This is a genomic window from Burkholderia sp. Ac-20379, assembly GCF_017104645.1.
Taxonomy (GTDB): domain Bacteria; phylum Pseudomonadota; class Gammaproteobacteria; order Burkholderiales; family Burkholderiaceae; genus Burkholderia.
This window is the reverse complement of sequence record NZ_JAAGPF010000044.1, coordinates 1-21800: the sequence shown is the minus strand read 5'-3', so window position 1 is coordinate 21800 and position 21800 is coordinate 1. Positions and strand designations below refer to the sequence as shown.

The 21800-nt window shown below is 67.8% G+C and carries 21 protein-coding genes and 3 tRNA genes; 15 read left to right on the top strand and 9 right to left on the bottom strand.

Annotation, left to right across the window (positions count from 1 at the left end; all coding sequences use genetic code 11):
* The first annotated feature begins 13 nt into the window (after window positions 1-13).
* The 5 genes from uvrC to G3N92_RS08760 all read left to right on the top strand — a co-directional run bounded on the left by uvrC (window position 14) and on the right by G3N92_RS08760 (window position 3410).
* Window positions 14-2173 (top strand): excinuclease ABC subunit UvrC, encoded by a 2160-nt coding sequence (uvrC, locus tag G3N92_RS08780; protein ID WP_206127071.1) that lies wholly within the window; start codon window positions 14-16, stop codon window positions 2171-2173.
* An 83-nt stretch (window positions 2174-2256) separates the two neighbouring features.
* Window positions 2257-2850, top strand: a complete 594-nt coding sequence (gene pgsA / locus G3N92_RS08775) for a CDP-diacylglycerol--glycerol-3-phosphate 3-phosphatidyltransferase (protein WP_206127070.1) — start codon at window positions 2257-2259, stop codon at window positions 2848-2850.
* 148 nt (window positions 2851-2998) lie between these two features.
* Window positions 2999-3074, top strand: a tRNA-Gly gene (locus G3N92_RS08770).
* 68 nt (window positions 3075-3142) lie between these two features.
* Window positions 3143-3218 (top strand) — tRNA-Gly (locus tag G3N92_RS08765).
* 118 nt (window positions 3219-3336) lie between these two features.
* Window positions 3337-3410: transfer RNA gene (locus G3N92_RS08760), tRNA-Cys, on the top strand.
* A gap of 156 nt (window positions 3411-3566) precedes the next feature.
* Here the strand turns inward: G3N92_RS08760 and G3N92_RS08755 are convergent.
* Window positions 3567-3989 (bottom strand): lysozyme inhibitor LprI family protein, encoded by a 423-nt coding sequence (locus tag G3N92_RS08755; RefSeq protein ID WP_206127069.1) that lies wholly within the window; start codon window positions 3987-3989, stop codon window positions 3567-3569.
* 159 nt (window positions 3990-4148) lie between these two features.
* Here G3N92_RS08755 and G3N92_RS08750 point away from each other — a divergent pair, with 159 nt between their 5' ends.
* The gene (locus G3N92_RS08750) at window positions 4149-4535 is read left to right on the top strand and encodes a gamma-glutamylcyclotransferase family protein (protein ID WP_206127068.1); all 387 of its coding nucleotides are present in this window, start codon (window positions 4149-4151) and stop codon (window positions 4533-4535) included.
* 40 nt (window positions 4536-4575) lie between these two features.
* Here the strand turns inward: G3N92_RS08750 and G3N92_RS08745 are convergent, their stop codons facing one another.
* The 5 genes from G3N92_RS08745 to G3N92_RS08725 all read right to left on the bottom strand — a co-directional run bounded on the left by G3N92_RS08745 (window position 4576) and on the right by G3N92_RS08725 (window position 7442).
* Window positions 4576-4884 (bottom strand): ferredoxin family protein, encoded by a 309-nt coding sequence (locus G3N92_RS08745; protein WP_206127067.1) that lies wholly within the window; start codon window positions 4882-4884, stop codon window positions 4576-4578.
* Between the two features lies 1 nt (window position 4885).
* The gene (locus G3N92_RS08740; protein ID WP_206127066.1) at window positions 4886-5203 is read right to left on the bottom strand and encodes a hypothetical protein; all 318 of its coding nucleotides are present in this window, start codon (window positions 5201-5203) and stop codon (window positions 4886-4888) included.
* Window positions 5204-5213: 10 nt separating this feature from the next.
* Complete coding sequence (locus G3N92_RS08735; protein WP_206127086.1) at window positions 5214-5792, bottom strand: sigma-70 family RNA polymerase sigma factor; 579 nt, start codon at window positions 5790-5792, stop codon at window positions 5214-5216.
* A 126-nt stretch (window positions 5793-5918) separates the two neighbouring features.
* Window positions 5919-6425, bottom strand: a complete 507-nt coding sequence (locus tag G3N92_RS08730) for a GAF domain-containing protein (RefSeq protein ID WP_206127065.1) — start codon at window positions 6423-6425, stop codon at window positions 5919-5921.
* Window positions 6426-6536: 111 nt separating this feature from the next.
* On the bottom strand, window positions 6537-7442 hold the full coding sequence (locus G3N92_RS08725) for a LysR family transcriptional regulator (RefSeq protein ID WP_206127085.1): 906 nt from the start codon (window positions 7440-7442) through the stop codon (window positions 6537-6539).
* A gap of 123 nt (window positions 7443-7565) precedes the next feature.
* Here G3N92_RS08725 and G3N92_RS08720 point away from each other — a divergent pair, with 123 nt between their 5' ends.
* The 4 genes from G3N92_RS08720 to otsA all read left to right on the top strand — a co-directional run bounded on the left by G3N92_RS08720 (window position 7566) and on the right by otsA (window position 11453).
* Window positions 7566-8432 carry a pirin family protein gene (locus G3N92_RS08720; RefSeq protein ID WP_206127064.1) on the top strand — a complete coding sequence of 289 codons (867 nt, stop codon included), beginning with the start codon at window positions 7566-7568 and terminating at the stop codon, window positions 8430-8432.
* A 183-nt stretch (window positions 8433-8615) separates the two neighbouring features.
* Window positions 8616-9110, top strand: a complete 495-nt coding sequence (locus tag G3N92_RS08715) for a GNAT family N-acetyltransferase (protein ID WP_206127063.1) — start codon at window positions 8616-8618, stop codon at window positions 9108-9110.
* Between the two features lie 193 nt (window positions 9111-9303).
* Entirely contained in the window at window positions 9304-10056 is a 753-nt protein-coding gene (gene otsB, locus G3N92_RS08710) for a trehalose-phosphatase (protein WP_206127062.1), read from the top strand.
* Complete coding sequence (otsA, locus tag G3N92_RS08705; RefSeq protein WP_206127061.1) at window positions 10053-11453, top strand: alpha,alpha-trehalose-phosphate synthase (UDP-forming); 1401 nt, start codon at window positions 10053-10055, stop codon at window positions 11451-11453. The genes otsB and otsA overlap by 4 nt, the downstream gene beginning before the upstream one ends.
* Before the next feature lie 85 nt (window positions 11454-11538).
* On the opposite strand, the gene G3N92_RS08700 is transcribed toward otsA, so the two are convergent.
* Entirely contained in the window at window positions 11539-13374 is a 1836-nt protein-coding gene (locus G3N92_RS08700) for an ABC transporter ATP-binding protein (protein WP_206127060.1), read from the bottom strand.
* Window positions 13375-14009: 635 nt separating this feature from the next.
* Between G3N92_RS08700 and G3N92_RS08695 the strand changes: the two genes are divergently transcribed.
* The 5 genes from G3N92_RS08695 to G3N92_RS08675 all read left to right on the top strand — a co-directional run bounded on the left by G3N92_RS08695 (window position 14010) and on the right by G3N92_RS08675 (window position 19091).
* Window positions 14010-15074 (top strand): glycosyltransferase family 4 protein, encoded by a 1065-nt coding sequence (locus G3N92_RS08695; protein WP_206127059.1) that lies wholly within the window; start codon window positions 14010-14012, stop codon window positions 15072-15074.
* Window positions 15075-15359: 285 nt separating this feature from the next.
* The gene (locus G3N92_RS08690; protein ID WP_206127058.1) at window positions 15360-16478 is read left to right on the top strand and encodes a hypothetical protein; all 1119 of its coding nucleotides are present in this window, start codon (window positions 15360-15362) and stop codon (window positions 16476-16478) included.
* 30 nt (window positions 16479-16508) lie between these two features.
* Entirely contained in the window at window positions 16509-16979 is a 471-nt protein-coding gene (locus tag G3N92_RS08685) for a DUF2214 family protein (protein ID WP_206127057.1), read from the top strand.
* A gap of 279 nt (window positions 16980-17258) precedes the next feature.
* Window positions 17259-18014, top strand: coding sequence for a FadR/GntR family transcriptional regulator (locus G3N92_RS08680; RefSeq protein WP_206127056.1), 756 nt, complete (start codon window positions 17259-17261; stop codon window positions 18012-18014).
* A gap of 234 nt (window positions 18015-18248) precedes the next feature.
* A complete protein-coding gene (locus G3N92_RS08675; RefSeq protein WP_206127055.1) occupies window positions 18249-19091 on the top strand; it encodes an NAD(P)-dependent oxidoreductase in 843 nt (280 codons plus the stop codon).
* A gap of 99 nt (window positions 19092-19190) precedes the next feature.
* Here G3N92_RS08675 and G3N92_RS08670 read toward each other — a convergent pair whose 3' ends face one another.
* A complete protein-coding gene (locus G3N92_RS08670; RefSeq protein ID WP_206127054.1) occupies window positions 19191-21287 on the bottom strand; it encodes a phospholipase C, phosphocholine-specific in 2097 nt (698 codons plus the stop codon).
* A 236-nt stretch (window positions 21288-21523) separates the two neighbouring features.
* On the bottom strand, window positions 21524-21800 hold a 277-nt coding region (locus G3N92_RS08665; protein WP_277396147.1), incomplete at its 5' end, for a glycine cleavage T C-terminal barrel domain-containing protein.

Here is a 21800-nt window from a genome sequence, read left to right as displayed (position 1 = left end):
GCCCGGATCCCGCATGACAGCCCCCGTATCCGATTCGTCCCGCTTGCCCACCGAGGCCGATCCGTCCGTTCCGGCCGACGCCCCGTTCGAACCGAAGCCGATCCTCGCGCAATTGCCGCACCTGCCCGGCGTCTACCGCTATTACGACGCGGGCGGCGCGGTGCTCTACGTCGGCAAGGCGCGCAACCTGAAAAAGCGCGTATCGAGCTATTTCAACAAGACGCTGCCGTCGCCGCGCATCGCGATGATGGTGTCGCGGATCGCGAAGATCGAAACCACCGTCACGCGCTCGGAAGCCGAGGCGCTGCTGCTCGAAAACAACCTGATCAAGGCGCTCGCGCCGCGCTACAACATCCTGTTTCGCGACGACAAGTCGTACCCGTATCTGAAGCTGACCGGCCACGCGTTTCCGCGCATGGCGTATTACCGCGGCGCGGTGGATCGCAAGAACCAGTATTTCGGGCCGTTCCCGAGCGCGTGGGCGGTGCGCGAGAGCATCCAGATCCTGCAGCGCGTGTTTCAGTTGCGCACCTGCGAGGATTCCGTGTTCAACAACCGGACGCGGCCGTGCCTGCTGCATCAGATCGGCCGCTGCACCGCGCCGTGCGTCGGCGCGATCGGCGAGGAGGATTACGCGCGCGACGTGTCGAACGCGTCGCGCTTCCTGCTCGGCCGGCAAAGCGAGGTGATGAAGGAGCTCGAGCAGAAGATGCACGCGTTCGCGGGCGAGCTGAAGTTCGAGCAGGCCGCGGCGGTGCGCAACCAGATGAGCTCGCTGTCCACCGTGCTGCATCAGCAGGCGATCGAGGTCGGCGGCGAGAGCGACGTCGACATTCTGGCCGTGGTGGCGCTGGGCGGGCGCGTCTGCGTGAACCTGGCGATGGTGCGCGGCGGCCGGCACCTCGGCGACAAGGCGTATTTTCCGGCGCATGCCGACAACGCGCTGGCGTTGACGGCGGGCGTGGCGGGGGAGGCCGAGACGGATGGCGACGACGTCTCGGCCGTGATGGAGGACCCGGCGGCGCCGGTCACGCCTGCGCCAGGCATGGCGGAAGCGCCGCGAGAAGCCTTGGCGGCCGAGCCGGCTGCCGCCGCCTCCGCCGACACGCCGCCCGGCGCCGACAGCGACACCGATGCCGACCCGGCCGGCACGCCGATCGAAACCGAAGTGCTCGAAGCGTTCATCGCCCAGCACTATCTCGGCAACCGCGTGCCGCCGGTGCTGGTGGTGAGTCATGCGCCGTCGAATCGCGAGCTGATCGACCTGCTGATCGAGCAGGCCGGCCACAAGGTCGCGGTGCTGCGCCAGCCGCAGGGGCAGAAGCGCGCCTGGCTCGCGATGGCCGAGCAGAACGCGCGGCTCGCGCTGGCGCGGCTGCTGTCCGAACAGGGTTCTCAGCAAGCGCGCACGCGTGCGCTGGGCGACGTGTTGAGCCTCGAATCGGACGACCTCGCCGAGTTGCGGATCGAGTGCTTCGACATCAGTCACACGATGGGCGAGGCCACGCAGGCGTCGTGCGTGGTGTTCCATCATCACAAGATGCAGTCGGGCGAATACCGCCGCTACAACATCACCGGCATCACGCCCGGCGACGATTACGCGGCGATGCGCCAGGTGCTGACGCGCCGCTACGAGAAGATGGTCGAGCAGGCGGCCGAGGCGGCCGCCGCCGATGCCGCGGCCGGCATCGACGGCGACGCGACGCGCGCTTCGGCGTCGGCCTCGCTGTTGCCGAACATCGTGCTGATCGACGGTGGCAAGGGGCAGGTGGAAGTGGCGCGGCAGGTGTTCACCGAGTTGGGCCTCGATTGCTCGATGCTGGTGGGCGTGGCGAAGGGCGAGGGGCGCAAGGTGGGCCTCGAAACGCTGATCTTCGCCGACGGCCGCCCGTCGCTCGAACTCGGCAAGGAAAGCGCGGCGCTGATGCTGGTCGCGCAGATCCGCGACGAGGCGCACCGCTTCGCGATCACCGGCATGCGCGCCAAGCGCGCCAAGGCGCGGCAGACATCGCGGCTGGAAGAACTCGAAGGCGTGGGCGCCAAGCGGCGTCAGCGGTTGCTCGCGCGGTTCGGCGGGCTGCGCGGCGTGGTGGCCGCGAGCGTCGAGGAACTGGCCAGCGTCGAAGGCATCTCGCACGCGCTCGCCGAGCAGATCTACCGCCAGCTTCACTGACGCGCCGCGCGCTCGGCCTGCCCGGCTTGTGGCAGGGCGGGCGGCGCGGCACAATTGCACATCCTTTACCCGTCCAGCCCGTCATGCCGTTCAATTTCCCGATATTCCTGACCTGGGTGCGAATCGTGCTGATTCCGCTCGTCGTCGGCCTGTTCTATGTGCCGGACGCGATGATGAGCGCCGATCACCGCAACCTGGCGGCGGCGCTGGTGTTCGTGCTGGCGGCGTTGACCGACTGGTTCGACGGCTTCCTGGCCCGCAAGTGGAATCAGACTTCGGCGTTCGGCGCGTTCCTCGACCCGGTGGCCGACAAGCTGATGGTGACCGCGGCGCTGCTGGTGCTGGTGCAACTCTCGCGCATCGACGCGGCCATCGCGCTCGTGATCATCGGCCGGGAAATCGCCATTTCGGCGCTGCGCGAATGGATGGCGCAGATCGGCGCATCGAAGAGCGTGGCCGTGAATTCGCTCGGCAAATTCAAGACCGCTTGCCAGATGGTCGCGATCCCGATGTTGCTGTATTATGGCGCGCTGCCGATTGGGGGCGGTATCACCATCGACACCCGCGTATGGGGCCTCTGGCTCATCTATCTCGCGTCGGTGCTGACGATCTGGTCGATGCTGTACTACATGAAGCTCGCGTGGCCGCAGATTCGTGAGCGTGGCGGTGCAATGTGAAGTTTTTGTGGGTGTCGATAAAAAGGGTGCGAAAAACGCTTGACACTCTGAACTAGGCTCTGCATAATCTCACTTCTCCGCTGCACTGAAACGAACGCAGCAGCGAACGAAGCGGTAGCGCGGAGATGGCAGCAGTAAGCAGCACAATGCGGGAGTAGCTCAGTTGGTAGAGCGCAACCTTGCCAAGGTTGAGGTCGCGAGTTCGAGACTCGTCTCCCGCTCCAGATTCAAGCGGTGTTTTGTTGAATCAGCGGTCGCATTGTGGTTCAGCAAGGCCTGCGTAGCAGGTTATGCGGGAGTAGCTCAGTTGGTAGAGCGCAACCTTGCCAAGGTTGAGGTCGCGAGTTCGAGACTCGTCTCCCGCTCCAAAACAAGGGGAAGCCAAGCTTCCCTTTTTGTTTGGCAGATTTCCAAAGTGAATCTGCGGAGCAAAAACACTGCGGTCGTTGCAGGCAGCATGGCGCGACGATCCGGCAGTCCGCTTTCGGCGCGATAGCAAAGCGGTTATGCAGCGGCCTGCAAAGCCGTGTAGGCCGGTTCGACTCCGGCTCGCGCCTCCAAGTTGTAAAGAAAAGCCCCGCTGATGCGGGGCTTTTCTTTTTCCGGCGAGGATTTTGCGTTCGATGCGATGCGATGCGATCGCCGACATGCAAGATGCCGGCGCAGACGATCGGATCTGTCGCACGCTCTCCATCGATAACGCCGGCCGAGTGCTGCTACTGCGTGCGCGAGCCTTGCGAGGCGAGCTTCGCGGTCATCGCTTTCGTGGCTGCCGTGGCACAGGTTGCCCGCGCAGCGGGGCGCATGGAGCCGCTGCCCCATTCCTCGCGGGCAGATGTGTCGCACGACGCGTCGCGAGCCTTCTTCCACTTCGCCATCTTCGATTCGAGCGCGCGTTGCCGATCGGGATTCGCGTCGCTGTGCCGATCGATGGCCTGCTGCAGTTCACGTTCGGCCACAAGCTGGTCCCGCCAGGCGCAAAAATTCATGCTCGTCTGATTCGCGTCGCAGTCTTGCAGGATCGCTTGTATCCGGCTGACAGGCAGGCCACTGCGCGTCGCAATCTCGTCCGCCGGAGAGCACTCGGCGAACGCATGCGTCGATGCACACAGGGCGAGTGCAAAAGCGATTCCCTTCATTGAATCCTCTGCCGTGATTGAGTCGATGTGAACGACTGCCCGGAGACGCCGGCACTATCTCTCGACGAGACGAGCGATCGGCGCCTCCGGGGCGCTTCGCTGAAACCCCACGCCGCCTGCGATAAACTTTGCCGCCCATCCTCGACACTTCACCTCGACATGCCGGCACACGATCCCACGCTTTCCGAGCACCTCTTTTCCTACGGCACCCTGCAGTCGGAGCCGGTTCAACTGGCCACCTTCGGCCGCAAGCTGGACGGCAACGCCGACGACATGCCCGGCTACGCGCTGTCGATGCTGAAAATCGAGGATCCCGACGTGATCGCCACGAGCGGCAAGACGCATCATCCGGTCGTGACCTACACGGGCAAGGCATCGGACAAGGTCGGCGGCATGGTGTTCCGGATCAGCGCCGCGGAACTGCAGCACGCCGACGACTACGAAGTGGCCGCCTACCGGCGAGACCGCGTCGTGCTCGCGTCCGGCGTGTCGGCGTGGGTGTATGTCGATGCGAGTTCGCCCCGCGCCGAACCGGCAGCCGCTTGAATGGATGCGGCGGGCATGATGCCGCCGCGTTCGAGCGCGACTATTCCGCTCGCGTCAGCTTGATCGCCCGCTCGGGGCACGCCGTCACGCACAGCCCGCAGGCCCGGCACGCGTCGGCATTCGGCGTGTACGCCACCTTCATGCCGTGCACGCGCAGTTTGAATCGATTCATCAAACCGAGCGCGCCGTAATCGTCGTCGTCGATCCGGCGGATCTCGAACACGTTCTCCGGGCACACCTCAAGGCAATCGCCCTTGCCCTCGCAGCGCCGCAGATCGACGACGGGCACGATCACGCCGGGCGCCTGCTTGCAGTTCGCGGCCGAAGCCGCCGTCGCGGTGCGGGCCATGTCACTCTGCCTTCGGCGCGCCGCAGCGCCGGCCGCGCCACGTAGAGCGGAATTGCTCGCGTTCCTCGGGCGTCATGGCTTCCCACTTCTCCCAGTAACGCTTCTTGTGGCGCCAGCCGCCGCCGTGGCCGCGAAAGCCGCCGAACAGGATCCGGCTCAGCACGAGCAGCCCGAGCGCGTGCCAGAAATCGATGACGCGCGCGCCGACGAACAGCGCCGGCACCACCCAGTTCCACAAGCCCATCACGGCCCAGCCGAGCACGCCAACCGCCACCACCACAAAGGCAATCTTGCCGATCCATCGGATTCCGTATCGCATCGTTCCACTCCTAAATATCGAGTTCGTCATACGTGGCCTGCAGCCGCGCGCGCAGATGCAGAACCGCATAGCGCTTGCGCGCCAATAGCGTGTTGAGGGCGACGCCGCTGTCGGCCGCCATCTCCTTGAAACTGCGCCCCTCCAGTTCGTGCGCGATGAAGACCTCGCGCTGGTTCTCCGGCAATTCGTCGAGCGCGGCCTGCAACGCCTCGAGCAGCACGCTGCGCGCATAGCGCGCCTCGGGGCCGGCGTCGTCGGAGGGGAGGGCCAGATCGAGCCGCATGTCGCCGTCGTCCGGGTCGTCGCTGGCCAGCTCGGCCAGCGGCTGTTCCTTCTTCTTGCGGAAGCGGTCGATGATGCGATTGCGGGCGACGCGGAACAGCCAGGCGCTGGCCTGTTCGATCGGCGCCGGCAGTCGGCAGGCCTCGACGAATTCGGAGAGGACGTCCTGCAGGATGTCCTCGGCGTCGCTCGGATCGCGCACGCGCCGGCGGATGAAATTCCCGAGACGCGTGCGTTCGCGCACGATCGTCGCGGTCATGTCGCGGTCTCGTTCGTTCATCGTGTCCGGGGTGAGTGGCGTATCCATGTGCCTGATGACGAACGGCACGAACGGATATTGTGGGCGCGGAGCGGGAATTTTCCGGCGGCGCGGCCCAAATGAAAACAGCCCCGTGAGGGGCTGTTCGGTGAAACGGGCGGGGCAGGCGGCGGATCAGCGCTGGGCGCGGCGCTCCCAGGCCAATTCGACGAACACGCGGCACAGCGCTTCCATGCCGGCGCGATCGGCGTCGTCGAAGCGCGCGAGATTCGGGCTGTCGACGTCCCACACGCCGATCAGCGTGCCGTCGGCGGCCACCAGCGGCACCACGATTTCCGATTGCGAGGCCGAATCGCAGGCGATGTGGCCCGGGAATTCGTGCACGTCGCGCACCACCTGGGTGGCGCGCGATTGCGCGGCGGTGCCGCACACGCCGCGGCCGAGCGGAATCCGCACGCAGGCGGGCTTGCCCTGGAACGGGCCGACCACGAGCTCGGCGCCGTCATGGAAATAGAAGCCGGCCCAGTTCAGGCCGTCGAGCGAGTGATAGACGAGCGACGAGAAGTTCGCCGCATTGGCGACGAGGTCCGTTTCCGCTTCGATCAGCGAGCGCGCTTGCGCGACGAGCGTGTCGTACAGCGCGGGTTTCGAGGCAGGCAGGGAATCGGAGAGTTCGAACATGATCGGGAGCACGAAAAATACGGAATGCGCAGCGAATGCCGCGCGTGAGCGCAGTCTAAAAGAAATCGGCGCGCCGCGCTGCTGGCTGCCGCCGGGGACATATCGCGCGCGTCAGTCGGGTTCGAGTTCGGCGAACCGGTCGGCCAGGAAATCAACGAGCGCGCGCACGGCCGGCAGCAGCCCGCGCCGCGACGCGAACACGGCATGCACGATCTCGCGGCGCGGCGCCCAGTCGGGCAGCACGACGCGAAGTTCGTCGCGCGCCACCGCTTCGCGAATCATCATGGTCGGCAATTGCACGACGCCCACGCCTGCGACTGCCGCCTCGCGCAGCGCGAACATGCCGCGCGTGACGAAGCGCGGCCGGTGCGGGATGGCGGCCTGCACGCCGTCCGGCCCGCGCAGGGTCCAGACGTGATCGTCCTGCGGCAACCCGAGCCCGAGGCTCGGCAGCGCGGCCAGATCGGCCGGCACGCGCGGCGCCGGATGCCGCGCGAGCAGGGCGGGGCTGGCGACCAGGCACTGGCCGCGCTCGGCGAGCCGGCGCAGCACGAGATCGCTGTCTTCGAGCGGCGGCGGCCGCACGCGAAGGGCCACGTCGATGCCTTCGCCCACCACGTCGACGCGCCGGTTGGTTTCCTCCAGATGGATCTCGACGTGCGGGCAGTGCGCCATGAACGCGGCCAGCATCCGGCCCACCAGCGCATCGAGCAGCGCGATCGGGCAGCTCACGCGCACGATCCCGCGCGGCTCCGCGTGCAGCAGCGCCACGGCCTCGTCGGCGGCGTCGGCTTCCACCAGCATCGCGCGGCAATGGGCGTAATAGGTCGCGCCGGTTTCGGTCACGGCGAAGCGCCGCGTCGAACGCTGGATCAGGCGCATGCCGAGCCGCTCCTCGAGTTCGGCGATGCGCCGGCTCAGGCGCGATTTCGGCATGTTCAGCGCGCGCCCGGCCGGCGCGAAGCCGCCGTGGTCCACCACCTGCACGAAGAAATAGAGGTCGTTCAAATCCCGCATCATCGTTCACCCAATAGAACGCTGCGTGCGATTTTCCCATACTACCGCCCCGATCGTTCCGATCCTATGCTTCTCCCATCGCTCGAACACACCGTTCGGGCTCGCAGATCGAGGAGAGTTCAGATGAAACAAGTCGTCGGCACCTACAGCGCCCCGCGTCCCCATTGGGTCGGGGATGGCTTCCCGGTTCGTTCGCTGTTCAGCTATCACAGCACCGGCGCGCACCTGAGCCCGTTCCTGCTGCTCGATTACGCCGGCCCGGCGCAGTTCGAACCGACCACGCATCGGCGCGGCGTCGGCCAGCATCCGCATCGAGGTTTCGAGACCGTCACGATCGTCTACGACGGCGAGGTCGATCACCGCGATTCGACCGGCGCGGGCGGCCACATCGGCCCCGGCGACGTGCAGTGGATGACGGCGGCGAGCGGGATCCTGCACGAGGAGTTCCACTCGGACGCGTTTGCGAAACGCGGCGGCGCGCTCGAAATGGTGCAGCTGTGGGTGAACCTGCCGGCCAAGGACAAGCTGGCCGAGCCCGGCTATCAGACGCTGCGCGACGCCGAGATTCCGTCGGTGCCGCTGCCCGACGATGCCGGCCGCGTGCGCGTGATCGCCGGCGAGTTCGACGGCCATCGCGGCCCGGCGCGCACGTTCACGCCGATCGACGTGTGGGACGTGCGCCTCAAGGCCGGCGGCCGGGCACGTTTCGAGATCGCGGAAGGCCGCATGCTCGCGCTTGCCGTGCTGCGCGGCACGGCGCTCGTGAACGGCAGCGAGGTGGCGCGGGAGGCGCAGGTCGTGCATCTGTCGCGCGAAGGCGGCGCGGTGGAGATCGAAGCCAACAACGACGTGACGCTGCTGGTGCTGAGCGGCGAGCCGATCGACGAGCCGGTGGTCGGGTATGGCCCGTTCGTGATGAACAGCGAGGATGAAATCCGTCAGGCGGTGGACGATTTCAACAGCGGGCGTTTCGGCGGGATGCCGGCCTGAGCACGTGCCCGAGCTTGGGCTCGGGCACGTGCGGCGGCGGTTCGGCAAGGGCGGGGCGGCGCCGCGCCCGCGATCGAACCGCCGCTCATCACGTCGCGCGGCCTGCCCAGGCGGCCGCGCGGCGGGCATAATGGCCGTTCGAGCACGCCCACCCGGGCGCGCGCCGTTTTTCGGGCCTGCCGCATGTCTGCTTCCGCTTCCGCACCGTCGTCTTCCCCCTCGCTCGCCGCGCTCGAATGGCGCTGGCGCGCGTTCGATGCGCTGTCCGCGCGCGAGGTCTACGCGATCCTCGAAGCGCGCAGCGCCGTGTTCGTGGTCGAGCAGACCTGCGTTTACGGCGATATCGACGGCGCGGACTTCGACGCCTGGCACCTCGGCGCCCACGACGCGGAAGGCCGCCTCGCCGGCTACCTGCGCGTGTTGCTGCCCGACGCCGGCTCGCCCGACGTGCGCATCGGCCGCGTGCTGACCACGGCCGGTTTTCGCGGCATCGGCCTCGGCAACGCACTGCTCGCCAACGCGCTCGAGCGGATCCGCGCGCAATGGCCGGGCACGCCGATCAGCCTGCATGCGCAGGCGCATCTTCAGAAGTACTACGGAGCGTTCGGCTTCGCGCCCGATTCGGAGATCCACGACGAGGACGGCATTCCGCACGTCTGGATGCGCTCAGCCGAATAACGCCCGGACGCGCGGCGCGGTGCGCGTCGAAGGCCCGCCGCCGCGCGGGCGCAGCCACCGCCGCAGGCCATCGCACGAGCGTCGAACGCCGCGCCGCGCCGCGTGTCTTTTGCCGCCGCCTGCAAGGGCGCGGTAAGATGCGCAGATTCCCCGGCGACCTCGCTCGCCTGCCGCCACCTTCATCAGAGAACCGATGCAACCCGTCCCGGCTACCCTTTCGCTGTCCGACACCGCCTTCTTCTTCGATTTCGACGGCACGCTCGTCGATCTCGCGCCCACGCCCGACGGCATCCATGTGCCCGATTCCCTGCCCGCGCTGCTGACCGAACTGCGCACGCTCGCGCACGGCGCGGTGGCGATCGTGTCGGGGCGCGGCATCGACAGCATCGACAGCTTCCTCGGCCTGACCGATCTGCCGATCGCCGGTCTGCACGGCGCCGAGCGCCGCGACGCGAACGGCGACACGATGCGGGTGGGCTTCAACGACGACCGCCTGCTGCGCATCGAGCACGCGCTGGCCGACGTGGTCGATCGCAACCCCGGCATGCTGCTCGAAATCAAGGGCGCGGCCGTCGCGCTGCACTATCGCAATGCGCCCGAGCGCGAAGCGGTGGCGCGCGAGGTGGCTGAACGGCTGGTGGCCGATTACCCCGACGCCTACGTGCTGCAGCCCGGCAAGATGGTGTTCGAGATCAAGCCGAAGGGCGTCGACAAGGGCCGCGCGATCGCGGCCTTCCTCGGCGAGCCGCCGTTCGCCGGCCGCAAGCCGGTATTCGCCGGCGACGACCTGACCGACGAGAAGGGCTTCGCCGTGGTCAACGCCGCGGGCGGACTGTCGATCAAGATCGGCGCGGGCGACACCATGGCCGGCACGCGGCTCGATTCGGTCGACGCGATGCGCGCGCAGATCGCCCAATGGATCGCGGCAGGACGCGCTTGCGCATGAGCCGCCTGATCATCGTATCGAACCGCGTCGCGCCGATTTCCGAAGGCGAACCGGCGGCGGGGGGGCTCGCGATCGGCGTGTACGACGCGCTGAAGGAAACCGGCGGCATGTGGTTCGGCTGGAGCGGCGACGTGCTGCCGTCGGGCACGCCGCAGATCAGCGTCGAGGAGCGCGGCCCGGTCACGTTCGCCACCATCGGCCTGTCGCGCCGCGATTACGACCAGTATTACCGCGGCTTCTCGAACGCCACGCTGTGGCCGGCGTTCCATTACCGCACCGACCTGATCCAGTACGACCGCAACGAATTCGAGGGTTACGGCCGCGTCAACGTCTGGCTCGCGAAGCAACTGGTGCCGCTGCTGCGCGAAGACGACGTGATCTGGGTGCACGATTACCACCTGATCCCGTTCGCGCAGGCGCTGCGCGCGGCCGGCGTCAGGAACCGGATCGGCTTCTTCCTGCACATTCCGTTTCCGGCGGCGCAGGTGCTCGTCAACGTGCCGCCGCATGCGGCGCTGGTCGAGGCGCTGTGCTCGTACGATCTGCTCGGCTTCCAGACCGAGCCCGATCTGCGCGCGTTCTGCGATTACATCGACGCCGAGGCGGGCGGCAGCGTCGAGCGGCACGGCCCCGGCCCGGCCGTGGTCAGCGCGTTCGGCCGCACGCTGCGCGCGCAGGCCTATCCGATCGGCATCTATCCCGACGAAATCGCCGAGCTGGCGCAGGCCGGCGCGAACGGGCGCGCGGTGCGCACGCTGGCCACCTCGCTGCACGGCCGCCAGCTCGTGATGAGCGTCGATCGCCTCGATTACTCGAAGGGCCTGGTCGAACGCTTCCGCGCGTTCGAGAAGCTGCTCGAACACGAGGCGTCGTATCGCAACCGCGTGTCGTTCCTGCAGATCGCGCCGTCCACGCGCGCCGATCTGCGCGCCTATCAGGACATCCGGCTGCAGCTCGAAGGCGAATCGGGCCGCATCAACGGCCGTTACGCCGAGCTCGACTGGGCGCCGATCCTCTACATCCACCGCCAGTACGAACGGCCGCTGCTGGCCGCGCTGTATCGGCTCGCGCGCGTGGGCTTCGTCACGCCGCTGCGCGACGGCATGAACCTGGTGGCCAAGGAATACGTGTCGGCGCAGGATCCCGAGGATCCGGGCGTGCTGGTGCTGTCGCGCTTCGCCGGCGCGGCGCGCGAGCTGACCGGCGCGCTGATCGTCAATCCGATGGATATCGACGGCATGGCCGAGGCGCTCGCGCGGGCGCTGTCGATGCCGGTGGCCGAGCGCCGCTCGCGCTACGAGGACATGATCGCGCAACTGCGCGAGAACAACGTCTCGGTGTGGCGCGACAATTTCCTGCGCGATCTGGCGGCGGGCGGGCAGTTGCAGGCGGGCTGACGGCGCAGCGTCGTTTGTCGCAACCATGAAAAAACCGCCGGCTTGCCGGCGGTTTTCATTTGGGCGGACGTCCGGCGAAACGCCGTCAGGCGACGCGTTCGCCGCTGCGCTCGCCGTCGCCGTCGTCGTCGAACAGATCGCGGCCGTGCTGCTTGGCGAGCAGGTCGCGATACAGGCCCGGGCGATTGCGCAGCACGTCGGGCGCGCCGTCGTCGATCACCTTGCCGGTGCTCATCGCGATGATGCGGTCGAAGTTGCGCAGCGTCGAGAGCCGGTGCGCGATCGCGATCACGGTGCGGCCCACCATCAGCCGGTCGAGCGCGGCCTGGATCGCTTCTTCCGATGCGCTGTCGAGCGCCGAGGTGGCTTCGTCGAGCAGCAGGATCGGCGCGTCCTTGAGGATCGCGCGGGCGATCGCGATGCGCTGGCGCTGGCCGCCCGACAGCTTCACGCCGCGGTCGCCGACGATCGTGTCGAAGCCGTCCGGCATCGGTTCGATGAACTCCGTGCAGCGCGCGTCGCGGGCGGCGGCGAGCACTTCCTCGCGCGTCGCGTCGGGGCGGCCGTAGGCGATGTTCTCGTAGATCGTGCGGTGCAGCAGCGAGATGTCCTGCGGCACGAGTGCGATCTGGTTGCGCAGGCTGTCCTGCGTGATGCCGGCGATGTCGTGGCCGTCGATCTTGATCGCGCCGTGCTGCACGTCGTAGAAGCGCTGCAGCAGCGCCAGCACGGTGGATTTGCCGGCGCCCGACTTGCCGATCAGGCCGACGCGCTGGCCTGCCTCGATGCGCAGGTCGAAGTGGTCGAGGATCGGCGTGCGGCTCGGGTAGGCGAACGTCACGCCTTCGAATTCGACGCGGCCGCCGCGCGATTTCAATTCGGTGGCGTCGGAGCGGTCCGGCATGCCGTGCGGCTCGAGGATCGTCTTGACCGCTTCGGCCAGCCGCGCGATGTGCTGCGTCACGTCCACCAGCGCCACGGCCAGGTCGCGCGTGCCGTGCAGGATCGTGAAGCCGAGCGAGCTGACCAGCACGATGTCGCCCGAGGTGGCCTTGCCCTGATCCCAGAGCAGCAGCGCCCAGCCGAGCAGGCCGGCCGACAGCATCGCCGTGATCACCGCGTGCAGCAGGCGCAGCTTTTCGAGGTACAGCAGGCTTTGCTGGCGCGCGTCCATTTCGGCCTTGACCGTCCGGCCGAAGCGCTTCTGCTCGCTGAACGTCATGCCGAACGCGCGCACCAGCGACATGTTGCCGATCACGTCCACCAGCTCGCCGTCCACGGCCGCGGCCTTGGTGGCGAACGCGTGGTGGCGGGCCGAGCCGCGGCCGGCCAGCTTGAACAGCACGATCGCGAGGATCGCCGAGGCGGTGAACAGGCCGAGCGCCATCATCGGATTGACGACGATGATCATGACGATCGCGCCCACCACCGCGATGCACGGCGGCAGGACGTTCCAGGCCATCGTGTTCTCGGACGTGTAGATCGCGTTCGAGGTGGCCGTGATGCGGCTCGCCAGCGTGCCGGGCTGCTTTTCGGCGTAATAGCTGGGGGAGTGGCCGCTCAGATACTGGAACAGGTCGCGGCGCAGGTCGCCCGTGACGGCCACGAAGGTATGCGCGGCCACCCAGCCGCCCACCCGCCAGAGCAGGTTGTCGGCGGCGATCAGGCCGACCAGCAGGGCGAACGCGCCCCACAGCGGGCCGGGATGGTGGCGGCCGCCCGCGAGCACGTCGATCAGGTGCTTGATCGCGTATTGCGAGCCGAGCGCGCAGCCGACGGCGGCCAGCACGCTGGCCAGCACGATGACGTGCGCGAGGGGATGCTTGCGGATGTAGCGAAACAGGAACGCAAGGGGGCGGCTCGCATAGCTCGAGAGCTTCGCGTTGTGGGCGTTGCGCTGGGCAGGTGTGAGAGCTTCCAAAATATGAGCGTGTGGTCGGTCTGTCGGAGGTTGAGAGGCGCGCGGTACGGCTGAGTCGCGAGGCCCGCGAGGCGGACGGAAGCCGGCATTGTAAACAAGCGCGACGTTTGTGCTGCACCCGATCGCATCCGATCTACGGTCTGCGATTCATTTTGGGATAAAATCCGGCAGCTCGCACTCTTTCCGCGCGGCAAGCGTGGACGTTGATCAGTCGGCAAAACAAAAAGCGACGCCGACCGTGATGGTGCTGCAGCGTCGCCTGTGATGTTCCTACTCTAATTCCGCCTTGAAAGTCCAAGGGTTGCAAAATGTTGCGCCTTTGTAACAAGGTAAATTCTTTGAAATGTTCCGCACCGGCCTGCAGCAACGGCCAGATAATGGCGCTCGGGCTAACCCTGAGTCATTTTTACGGGTTGTCCGGTGGATGTCCCGGGTGGTGCAGGAAATTTTACGGGATGCTGTCAACGCGTCGCGACACCACGCGTTGAATGCTGGAGCGTCGTCACGGGATGGCGCTCGTTGCCGCGAGCCGATGGTGTTTCATCCGATGTGAAGAACAGTCCGGCTCGCCGGACGGCAAGGCTTACGGTCCTTTTTCAGCCTGTTTGTTGCCGAATTTTTTAGGAGTTACTCAGATGCGAATCGCCCAAATCGCTCCGTTGCACGAAGCGGTTCCCCCGAAGCTGTATGGCGGTACCGAACGCGTGGTGTCCTACCTGACCGAAGCGCTGGTCGAAATGGGGCACGACGTCACGCTGTTCGCGAGCGGCGATTCGCAAACGTCGGCCAAGCTCGAAGCGTTCTGGCCGCAGGCCCTGCGCCTCGATCCGACGATCCGCGACGTGATGGCGCCCCACATGTTGCTGCTGGAAGAAGTGCGCCGCCGCGCCGACGAATTCGACGTGCTGCACTTCCACATCGATTACTACCCGTTCTCGCTGTTCTCGCGTCAGCCGGTGCCGCACGTCACGACGATGCACGGCCGCCTGGATCTGCCGGAACTGAACCCGATCTTCAACACGTTCAACACCGTGCCGGTCGTGTCGATTTCGGACAACCAGCGCATTCCGCTGCCGCAGGCCAACTGGCAGCCGACCGTCTATCACGGTCTGCCGGAAAACCTGCTGACGCCGCCGAAGGACGCGAAGCCGGAATACCTCGCGTTCCTGGGCCGCATCTCGCCGGAGAAGCGCGTCGATACGGCCATCCGCATCGCCGAGCAGGCCGGCATGAAGATCAAGATCGCCGCCAAGCTCGACAAGGCCGATCGCGCTTACTACGAAGAGAAGATCAAGCCGCTGTTCGCACTGCCGCACGTCGAATACATCGGTGAAATCAACGAATCGCAGAAGTCGGAATTCCTCGGCAATGCGCACGCGCTGCTGTTCCCGATCGATTGGCCGGAGCCGTTCGGCCTGGTCATGATCGAGGCGATGGCTTGCGGCACGCCGGTGATCGCGTTCAACCGCGGTTCGGTGCCGGAAGTGATCGACAACGGCGTGTCGGGCTTCGTCGTCGAAGACGAAGTCTCGGCGATCGCCGCCGTCAAGAAGCTCGACACGCTGCCGCGCGAGAAGGTGCGCGGTGCGTTCGAGGCGCGCTTCTCGTCGAAGGTCATGGCTGCGAACTACATCAAGGTGTACGAAGAACTGCTGCGCCAGAACCGCCGCACGGTGCTGCGCGAAGTCAACGGCAACTGACGCGTTCGCCGTACCGGTCGTTCCGACGCCCCGCAGGGTTTGCCCTGCGGGGCGTCGTGCTTTGCGGCGCCGCCCGAGCCGGCGCGCGGCGGCGCGGAAAAGCGGGGCGGGGTGCGGCATTGCGCAGCGAGGCACGCCCGTGCGCGGCCGGTGTTGTATCCGCGCCGCGCGGCCTCCGCGATTCGCCGCAAACCGGCAGGTTTTGCCTGACCGGCGAAGTCATGCCCCTATAATGGCCGTGCCGTAAAATCCGGCACCCGCAGGACGATCGACAGGAGAGTTGTTTTGGCCAGAACGAAAACCACGCGCGCGATTCCGGCACCCGGAGCCGGCGTCATTTTCGCGCTGCGCGCCGTCGGTCTCGTGCTGCTCGTGCGCTGGCTGCATGCCATGGCGCAGATGGAGTGGTCGACCCTGTCGACGATGGCCTCGTCGCCGTGGGCCTGCGTCAATCTCGTGTTCCTGTTCCTGTTGCTGACCCTGCCGGGCGCCGCCGCGCGCGCCGAACGGCCGCGTCATCCGCTGCCGCAATGGCTGCGTCAGGCGCTGCGCCTGTTCGCCTTGCTCTGTTTCCTGTTTGCCGCCTGGTCGATCGGCGCGTTCGTGTGGTTCGCCGGCTGGCGGCGCGCGATGCATGCCGTCATGGCCAGCAACGGCTGGCTGATCGCCGCGCCCATTCTGTATGCGGCCGTGGTGTGGATCTGCCGCCCGCAGCCGCTGTGGGGCACCAACATCGCCGCGCGCCGTTTCGCGATCGGCCGCTACGCGATCTCGATCGACGTGCTGACGCGCACCGTGGTGGTCTGGATGGAAAGCCGCAAGGTGGGCCAGTACGATGCGCGCGAGCTGGCGATCTGCTGGCCGCGCGGCACGGTGCTGCCGCCGGCTGCCGCGGTGCCGCCGTTCGAGCCCGAGTCGGCCCCCGCGCCGATGATGCCGGCCAACGCCACCGATATCGCCGCCGAAACCACGCCGATCCCCGTCGCCGATACCGATACGTCGCACGACGCGCCGGTGGCCGCCACGGCGGCTGCCGTCGCGATCGCCGAGCCGGCAGCGGTTGCACACGATGCCGTCGCGGCGCCGGTCGCCGCCTCTGCCGATACGCCCGAATCTGCCGCCGTCGCACCGGAGGCGCTGGCCGCCGAACCCGCTCAGGCCCACCCCGAGCCGACGGCCGGCGCCGCCCAAGCCGCCCAAGCCGCCGCCAACCGCCCCGGCGTGCCCGCCACCTCCGACATGCCGCGCGGCAAGCCGCTCTCGCGCCCGAAGGTCGAGCTGCTCTGGAATTCCCCGGCGGCGGTCGGCCACAACCGCAAGATCGTGGCGCGCGCCCCGCTGGCGACGGAAGGGGATCGCGCCGCCGCGCGCGCGCTCGACGCGACGCTGCGCCAGTTCGTCTAAGGCCCGCCGGCCCGGCCCGAGGAGACTGCCATGTTGATCCGCTGGTTGCTGGCCGCCATTCACCTGAGCGCGTTCGGCCTCGCGCTGGCGGCGATCGCCACGCGCAACCGCGCGTTCAAGCGCGTGGCCGCCGCGGCGAGCGTCCAAGTGGCCGACCTGCGCGCCGTGTTCCGCGCCGATACCGGCTGGGGGCTGACGGCGCTGGTGCTGATCGCCACCGGGCTGCTGCGCGCGTTCGGCGGCTTCGAGAAGGGCAGCGCCTACTATCTGCACGCCCCGTTGTTCCACCTGAAGATGACCGCGCTCGCGATCGTGCTCGCGCTGGAGATCCGGCCGATGCTCGCGCTGCTGCGCTGGCGCGCGGCGGTCCGGCGCGGCGAGCTGCCCGACGTGTCGCGCGCGTTCGCTTATTCGCGGATCTGCCACGCGCAGGCCGCGCTGATCATCGTCATCGTGTTCGCCGCCGCCGGCATGGCGCGCGGCATCTGGCTACCGGGCTGAGTCATTTCGCCTCAGCTGTGCCGCGTCTCCCCAATTCATCGTCCGACAGGCCGGCTTCGCGCCGGCCTTTTCGTCTTGCCGCGCCGGCTTGTCCGCGCGTGGTCGGAAGTGCGATGATTCGACATCCGACCGCGGGGCAGGCCATGCCCGAGCGTCTTTATCTGCCGGGGATTGGGGGAAACATCAGTCATCGGACGACTAGCGAGGCAGTATAATGACCTCGCCATTTCGACCGCATCCGCTTCCGATCGGATCAATCATTTTAAGGATACAGGCCCCATGTCCGTGCCCGCGCTACCCGTGGCCCCGCGCCGCCGCGCCCGCAGCCTTGCGCAAGACGTCGTCGACGCACTGAGCTCGCAGATCGAAAGCGGCACGCTGCGGCCCGGCGACAAGCTGCCGACCGAGACGGAAGTGATGGCCTCGCAGGGCGTCAGCCGCACGGTGGTGCGCGAGGCGATCTCGCGGATGCAGGCCAGCGGCCTGATCGAGACGCGCCACGGCATCGGCAGCTTCGTGCTGGCGCCGGAGCGCCGCCGCACGCTCGGCATCGATCCCGCCACCATCACCACGCTGCGCGACGTGCTGGCCGTGCTCGAACTGCGCATCAGCCTCGAAAGCGAGTGCGCGAGCCTGGCCGCGCAGCGCGCGAACGAAGCCGATCTCGGCCTGCTGCGCCGCGCGCTCGACGCGATCGCGCAGAGCGCATCGGGCGGCCGCGACACCGCCCAGCTCGATTTCCACTTCCACCTGCAGATCGCGCAAGCCACCGGCAACCGCTATTTCGTCGACATCATGACCCAGCTCGGCACGTCGATCATTCCGCGCGCGCGCGTGAATTCGGCGCGCTTCGCGGGCGACGATCTGGAGCGCTACGTCGGCCGCCTGAACCACGAGCACGAAGCGATCTTCGAGGCGATCGCGCGGCGCGATCCGGAGGCGGCGCGCGCCGCGATGCGCACCCACCTGACCAACAGCCGCGAACGTCTGCGCCGCGCGCACGAGGCGGCCGAGGCCGGACGCGATTCGGAATAACCGGCCAGGGCGCGCGATCCCCAGGCGCTGCGCCGGCTGCCCATTGCAGGCGGGCCGCCGCAGCGCCTTCGCGCATCCGCGCAGGCCATGCGTCGCCGAGGCCGGCGTGCAGCGGCTACGGGTTCTCGCTGGTAGCTGATACGTCAGTCGTCGTATAAGATCGCGTTTTCACGCTCCGGTGCGCTCCACGCCCGGTGCTGCAACGTCTCACCGACACCGAGAGAGGACTCCGCCGTGACTTCGCCGACTTCCACGCCCGCCAAGCCGTTCCGCCGCCTGCTGCTGACGGGCGCCGCGGGCAACCTCGGTCGCCAACTGCGCGCCGCGCTCGGCGACTGGGCCGACATCGTCCGCGTGACCGACATCGCGCCGCTTGGCGAGACGGCGGCCCACGAAGAAGCGGTGGTGGCCGATCTGGCCGACCGCGCGGCCGTCAACGCGCTGGTGGACGGCGTCGACGCGATCGTCCACCTCGGCGGCATTTCGGTCGACGCGCCGTTCGACGCGCTGATCGAAGCGAACATCCGCGGCGTCTACAACCTCTACGCCGCCGCGCATCAATTCGGCGTGCGCCGTGTTGTCTACGCCAGCTCGAACCACGTGGTCGGCTTCCACGAAGTGACCGACGTGATCGACACCGATGCACCCGCGCGCCCCGATTCGCTGTACGGCGTGACCAAGTGCTTCGGCGAATCGCTGTCGCGCTACTACTTCGACCGCTTCGGCCTGGAAACGGTGTGCCTGCGGATCGGCTCGTCGTTCGAGGCGCCGAAGAATCCGCGCATGCTGGTCACGTTCCTGAGCTTCCGCGATTTCATCGAACTGGTGCGCTGCTCGCTGATGACGAACCGCGTCGGCCACGCGATCGTCTACGGCGTGTCGGACAACCGCACGAAGTGGATCGACAACGCCAAGGCCGCGTTCCTCGGCTATCGCCCGCAGGACAGCTCCACGCCGTTCGAGCACCTGTTCCCGGCCAGCGCCCCGGACAGCAACCTCGACGATCCGGCGCAGCGCTATCAGGGCGGCGGCTTCGTGGTCGGCAAGCCGATGGACGAGCCGAAGATCACGCACTGAAAAAACGAAGCCCCGCGTCGTTCGCACGATCGCGGGGCGGGTTCGGCAGGACGGCAGCGCACGACGCCCGTCGCGATTCGCGGCGGGCGCCGTTGCCGTTTACAGCGTCGCGATCGCCGGATCGCTGGTGCTGGCGCGGCCGGTTTCGACGTGGCCGGCGAAGCGGCGCAGGAAGCCGGCCGTGGTGCCGTCGCTGACGGTCAGGTCGTACCAGCCGTGGCTGCCGCGCAGGTCGACGTATTCGTCGAGGCGCTGGCCCGGGAACAGTTCGACGCTGCGCGTCGCGCCGCTGTAGGCGTTGCTGACGGTCAGGCGCACCGGCGTCCGGCCGCGGTTCGACAGGCGCAGCGTCAGGTTGCCGTTGATCACGTCGTAGCCGTACAGCGCTTCCGGGTTCGGCGTGCGGCCGTCGCCGGCCGATGTGCTGCCGCGGAACTGGCACAGGAAGCCGTTCGGGCCGTACACCGACAGGTCGTACAGGCCGAGCGTGGCGGCCGTGCTCCAGCTGTCCGACACGCGGCGGCGCGCTTCGACCGTGTAGGCCCACGGGCCGTCCACGCGGTTCGCGGCCTGCACCTGGAACGCGGCGCCGGCGCGGCCGGTGTTGGCGAACGTCAGCTTGAACTTGCCGGTGGACGCATCGACGCGGCCGTACGTGAACAGCTCGTAGGGCAGCGCGCGTGCCGGGCGCAGCCCGCTTTCCTGCTTCGGCACGGCCTGCGAGGCCGGCGGCAGCGGCACGTAGCTCGGGTGCGTGGTGCGGTCGGGCGGCGCGTAGCCGCTCGTGTCCGGCAGGTTCGGCACGCGCGCGTCCGGATCGCGGAAGTCGAACGCCGAGGTCAGGTTGCCGCACACGGCGCGGCGCCACGGCGACACGTTGCCCGCCACGATGTCGTACTGGCTGCCGAAGCGCGCCTCGATGAATTGCAGCAGCGAGGTGTGATCGAAGGTCTGCGAGCAGAGCCAGCCGCCCTTGGTCCACGGCGACACCACGATCATCGGCACGCGCGGGCCGAGGCCGTACGGGCCGGCCATGTGCGTCGCGTCGCCGGGGTACACCTCGTTGGTGGTGGCGACCGTCGACAGGCCGTTGTCGCGCGATTGCGGCGCGAACGGCGGCGGCACGTGGTCGAAGAAACCGTCGTTTTCGTCGTAGGTGATGAACAGCGCGGTCTTGCTCCAGACTTCCGGGTTCGAGGTCAGCGTGGCGAGCACCTGCTCGACGTACCACGCGCCGTAGTTCGCCGGCCAGTTCGGGTGTTCCGAATAGGCTTCCGGCGAGCAGATCCACGACACCTGCGGCAGCGTGCCGGCGGCCACGTCGGCCTTCAGCACGTCGAACAGCGTGCCGCCCTGGCTGATGTTGGTGCCGGTGCGGGCCTTGTCGTACAGCGGGTTGCCCGGCTGCGCGTTGCGGTACTGGTTGAAGTACAGCAGCGAGTTGTCGCCGTAGTTGCCGATGTAGGCGTTGTCGCCCGTCCAGCCCCACGAGCCGGCCGCATTCAGGCCCTCGCCGATGTCCTGATAGATCTTCCACGACACGCCGGCCTTCTCCAGCACTTCCGGATAGGTCGTCCAGCCGTAGCCGAGCTCGTCGTTGCCGAGCACCGGGCCGCCGCCCTGGCCGTCGTTGCCGACGTAGCCGGTCCACATGTAGTAGCGGTTCGGATCGGTCGAGCTGGGGATCGAGCAGTGGTAGGCGTCGCAGATCGTGAACGCATCGGCCAGCGCGTAGTGGAACGGGATGTCGCTGCGTTGCAGGTAGGCCATCGAGGTGGTGCCCTTGTTCGGCACCCACTGGTCGTAGCGGCCCTTGTTCCACGCCGCGTGCATGTCCTGCCAGCCGTGCGGCAGATCCTGGATGAACTGCATGCCGAGGTTGTCGGCGCCCGGGTGGAACGGCAGCACTTCGCCGAGCCCGGCCGGCTGATGGAACACCGACTTGCCGTTCTGCTGCACCAGCGGGCGCGGATCGCCGAAGCCCCGCACGCCGCGCAGCGTGCCGAAGTAATGATCGAACGAGCGGTTTTCCTGCATCAGGATCACGATGTGTTCGATATCGCGGATCGTGCCCGTGCGGCGGTTCGCGGGAATCGCGAGCGCATCGCGGATCACGGGGGGGAAAACGTTGAGCGCGGCGGCGCCGGCGGTGCCGGCGGCGAGGCGCAGAAAGTCACGGCGATTCTTTGTCGTCATGGTTCTCTTCCTGGGCGGGGATGATCGGCCGTGCCAGTTACGGCCGAGGGAGCATTCTCGGAATTCGGCGGGCACCGCGCCTGCGACGCCCGCCGATGCCGGGAGGATAGCGAGGAAACGGTGTCATTCCCGTGAAGCTGGAAACGTTTTTATTGCCGTAATTTCGGTGAAAACGCCTTGAAAGTACGGTAATTCTGTCTAACTCGCGCTTCCGGATCGGCTGAATTTACCCGTTTTCATCGGTGGGCCGCGGGGAGCGCGGCCACCGCAGCGAGCCGTTCCCCGGCCAGTTCGATCTCGTAGCGGCCGTACAGCGGATCGGGGCGATCGGGGTCGCAGGCCACCACGCCGAGCGCCACCGCGGCGCCGAACGTGTGGCCGTACGCGGCCGAGCTGAGCGTGCCGACCGGGCAGCCGTCGCGCAGGATGCCTTCGCCGCCCCACAGCGTCACGTCGGGCCGGGCCTGCACGCGCAGCGCCAGCACGCGGCGCGTGCACGGCTGGCCGGCCTTC

What these genes read in the sequence shown, in the direction of transcription:
- G3N92_RS08715 (WP_206127063.1), top strand. Translation starts at nt 8,616, where the DNA reads ATGTCTGCTTCCGCTTCCGCACCGTCGTCTTCCCCCTCGCTCGCCGCG.
- G3N92_RS08730 (WP_206127065.1), bottom strand. Translation starts at nt 6,425, where the DNA reads ATGTTCGAACTCTCCGATTCCCTGCCTGCCTCGAAACCCGCGCTGTAC.
- G3N92_RS08750 (WP_206127068.1), top strand. Translation starts at nt 4,149, where the DNA reads ATGCCGGCACACGATCCCACGCTTTCCGAGCACCTCTTTTCCTACGGC.
- G3N92_RS08670 (WP_206127054.1), bottom strand. Translation starts at nt 21,287, where the DNA reads ATGACGACAAAGAATCGCCGTGACTTTCTGCGCCTCGCCGCCGGCACC.
- G3N92_RS08745 (WP_206127067.1), bottom strand. Translation starts at nt 4,884, where the DNA reads ATGGCCCGCACCGCGACGGCGGCTTCGGCCGCGAACTGCAAGCAGGCG.
- G3N92_RS08735 (WP_206127086.1), bottom strand. Translation starts at nt 5,792, where the DNA reads ATGGATACGCCACTCACCCCGGACACGATGAACGAACGAGACCGCGAC.
- otsB (WP_206127062.1), top strand. Translation starts at nt 9,304, where the DNA reads ATGCAACCCGTCCCGGCTACCCTTTCGCTGTCCGACACCGCCTTCTTC.
- G3N92_RS08685 (WP_206127057.1), top strand. Translation starts at nt 16,509, where the DNA reads ATGTTGATCCGCTGGTTGCTGGCCGCCATTCACCTGAGCGCGTTCGGC.
- pgsA (WP_206127070.1), top strand. Translation starts at nt 2,257, where the DNA reads ATGCCGTTCAATTTCCCGATATTCCTGACCTGGGTGCGAATCGTGCTG.
- G3N92_RS08725 (WP_206127085.1), bottom strand. Translation starts at nt 7,442, where the DNA reads ATGCGGGATTTGAACGACCTCTATTTCTTCGTGCAGGTGGTGGACCAC.
- G3N92_RS08680 (WP_206127056.1), top strand. Translation starts at nt 17,259, where the DNA reads ATGTCCGTGCCCGCGCTACCCGTGGCCCCGCGCCGCCGCGCCCGCAGC.
- otsA (WP_206127061.1), top strand. Translation starts at nt 10,053, where the DNA reads ATGAGCCGCCTGATCATCGTATCGAACCGCGTCGCGCCGATTTCCGAA.
- G3N92_RS08740 (WP_206127066.1), bottom strand. Translation starts at nt 5,203, where the DNA reads ATGCGATACGGAATCCGATGGATCGGCAAGATTGCCTTTGTGGTGGTG.
- uvrC (WP_206127071.1), top strand. Translation starts at nt 14, where the DNA reads ATGACAGCCCCCGTATCCGATTCGTCCCGCTTGCCCACCGAGGCCGAT.
- G3N92_RS08695 (WP_206127059.1), top strand. Translation starts at nt 14,010, where the DNA reads ATGCGAATCGCCCAAATCGCTCCGTTGCACGAAGCGGTTCCCCCGAAG.
- G3N92_RS08755 (WP_206127069.1), bottom strand. Translation starts at nt 3,989, where the DNA reads ATGAAGGGAATCGCTTTTGCACTCGCCCTGTGTGCATCGACGCATGCG.
- G3N92_RS08720 (WP_206127064.1), top strand. Translation starts at nt 7,566, where the DNA reads ATGAAACAAGTCGTCGGCACCTACAGCGCCCCGCGTCCCCATTGGGTC.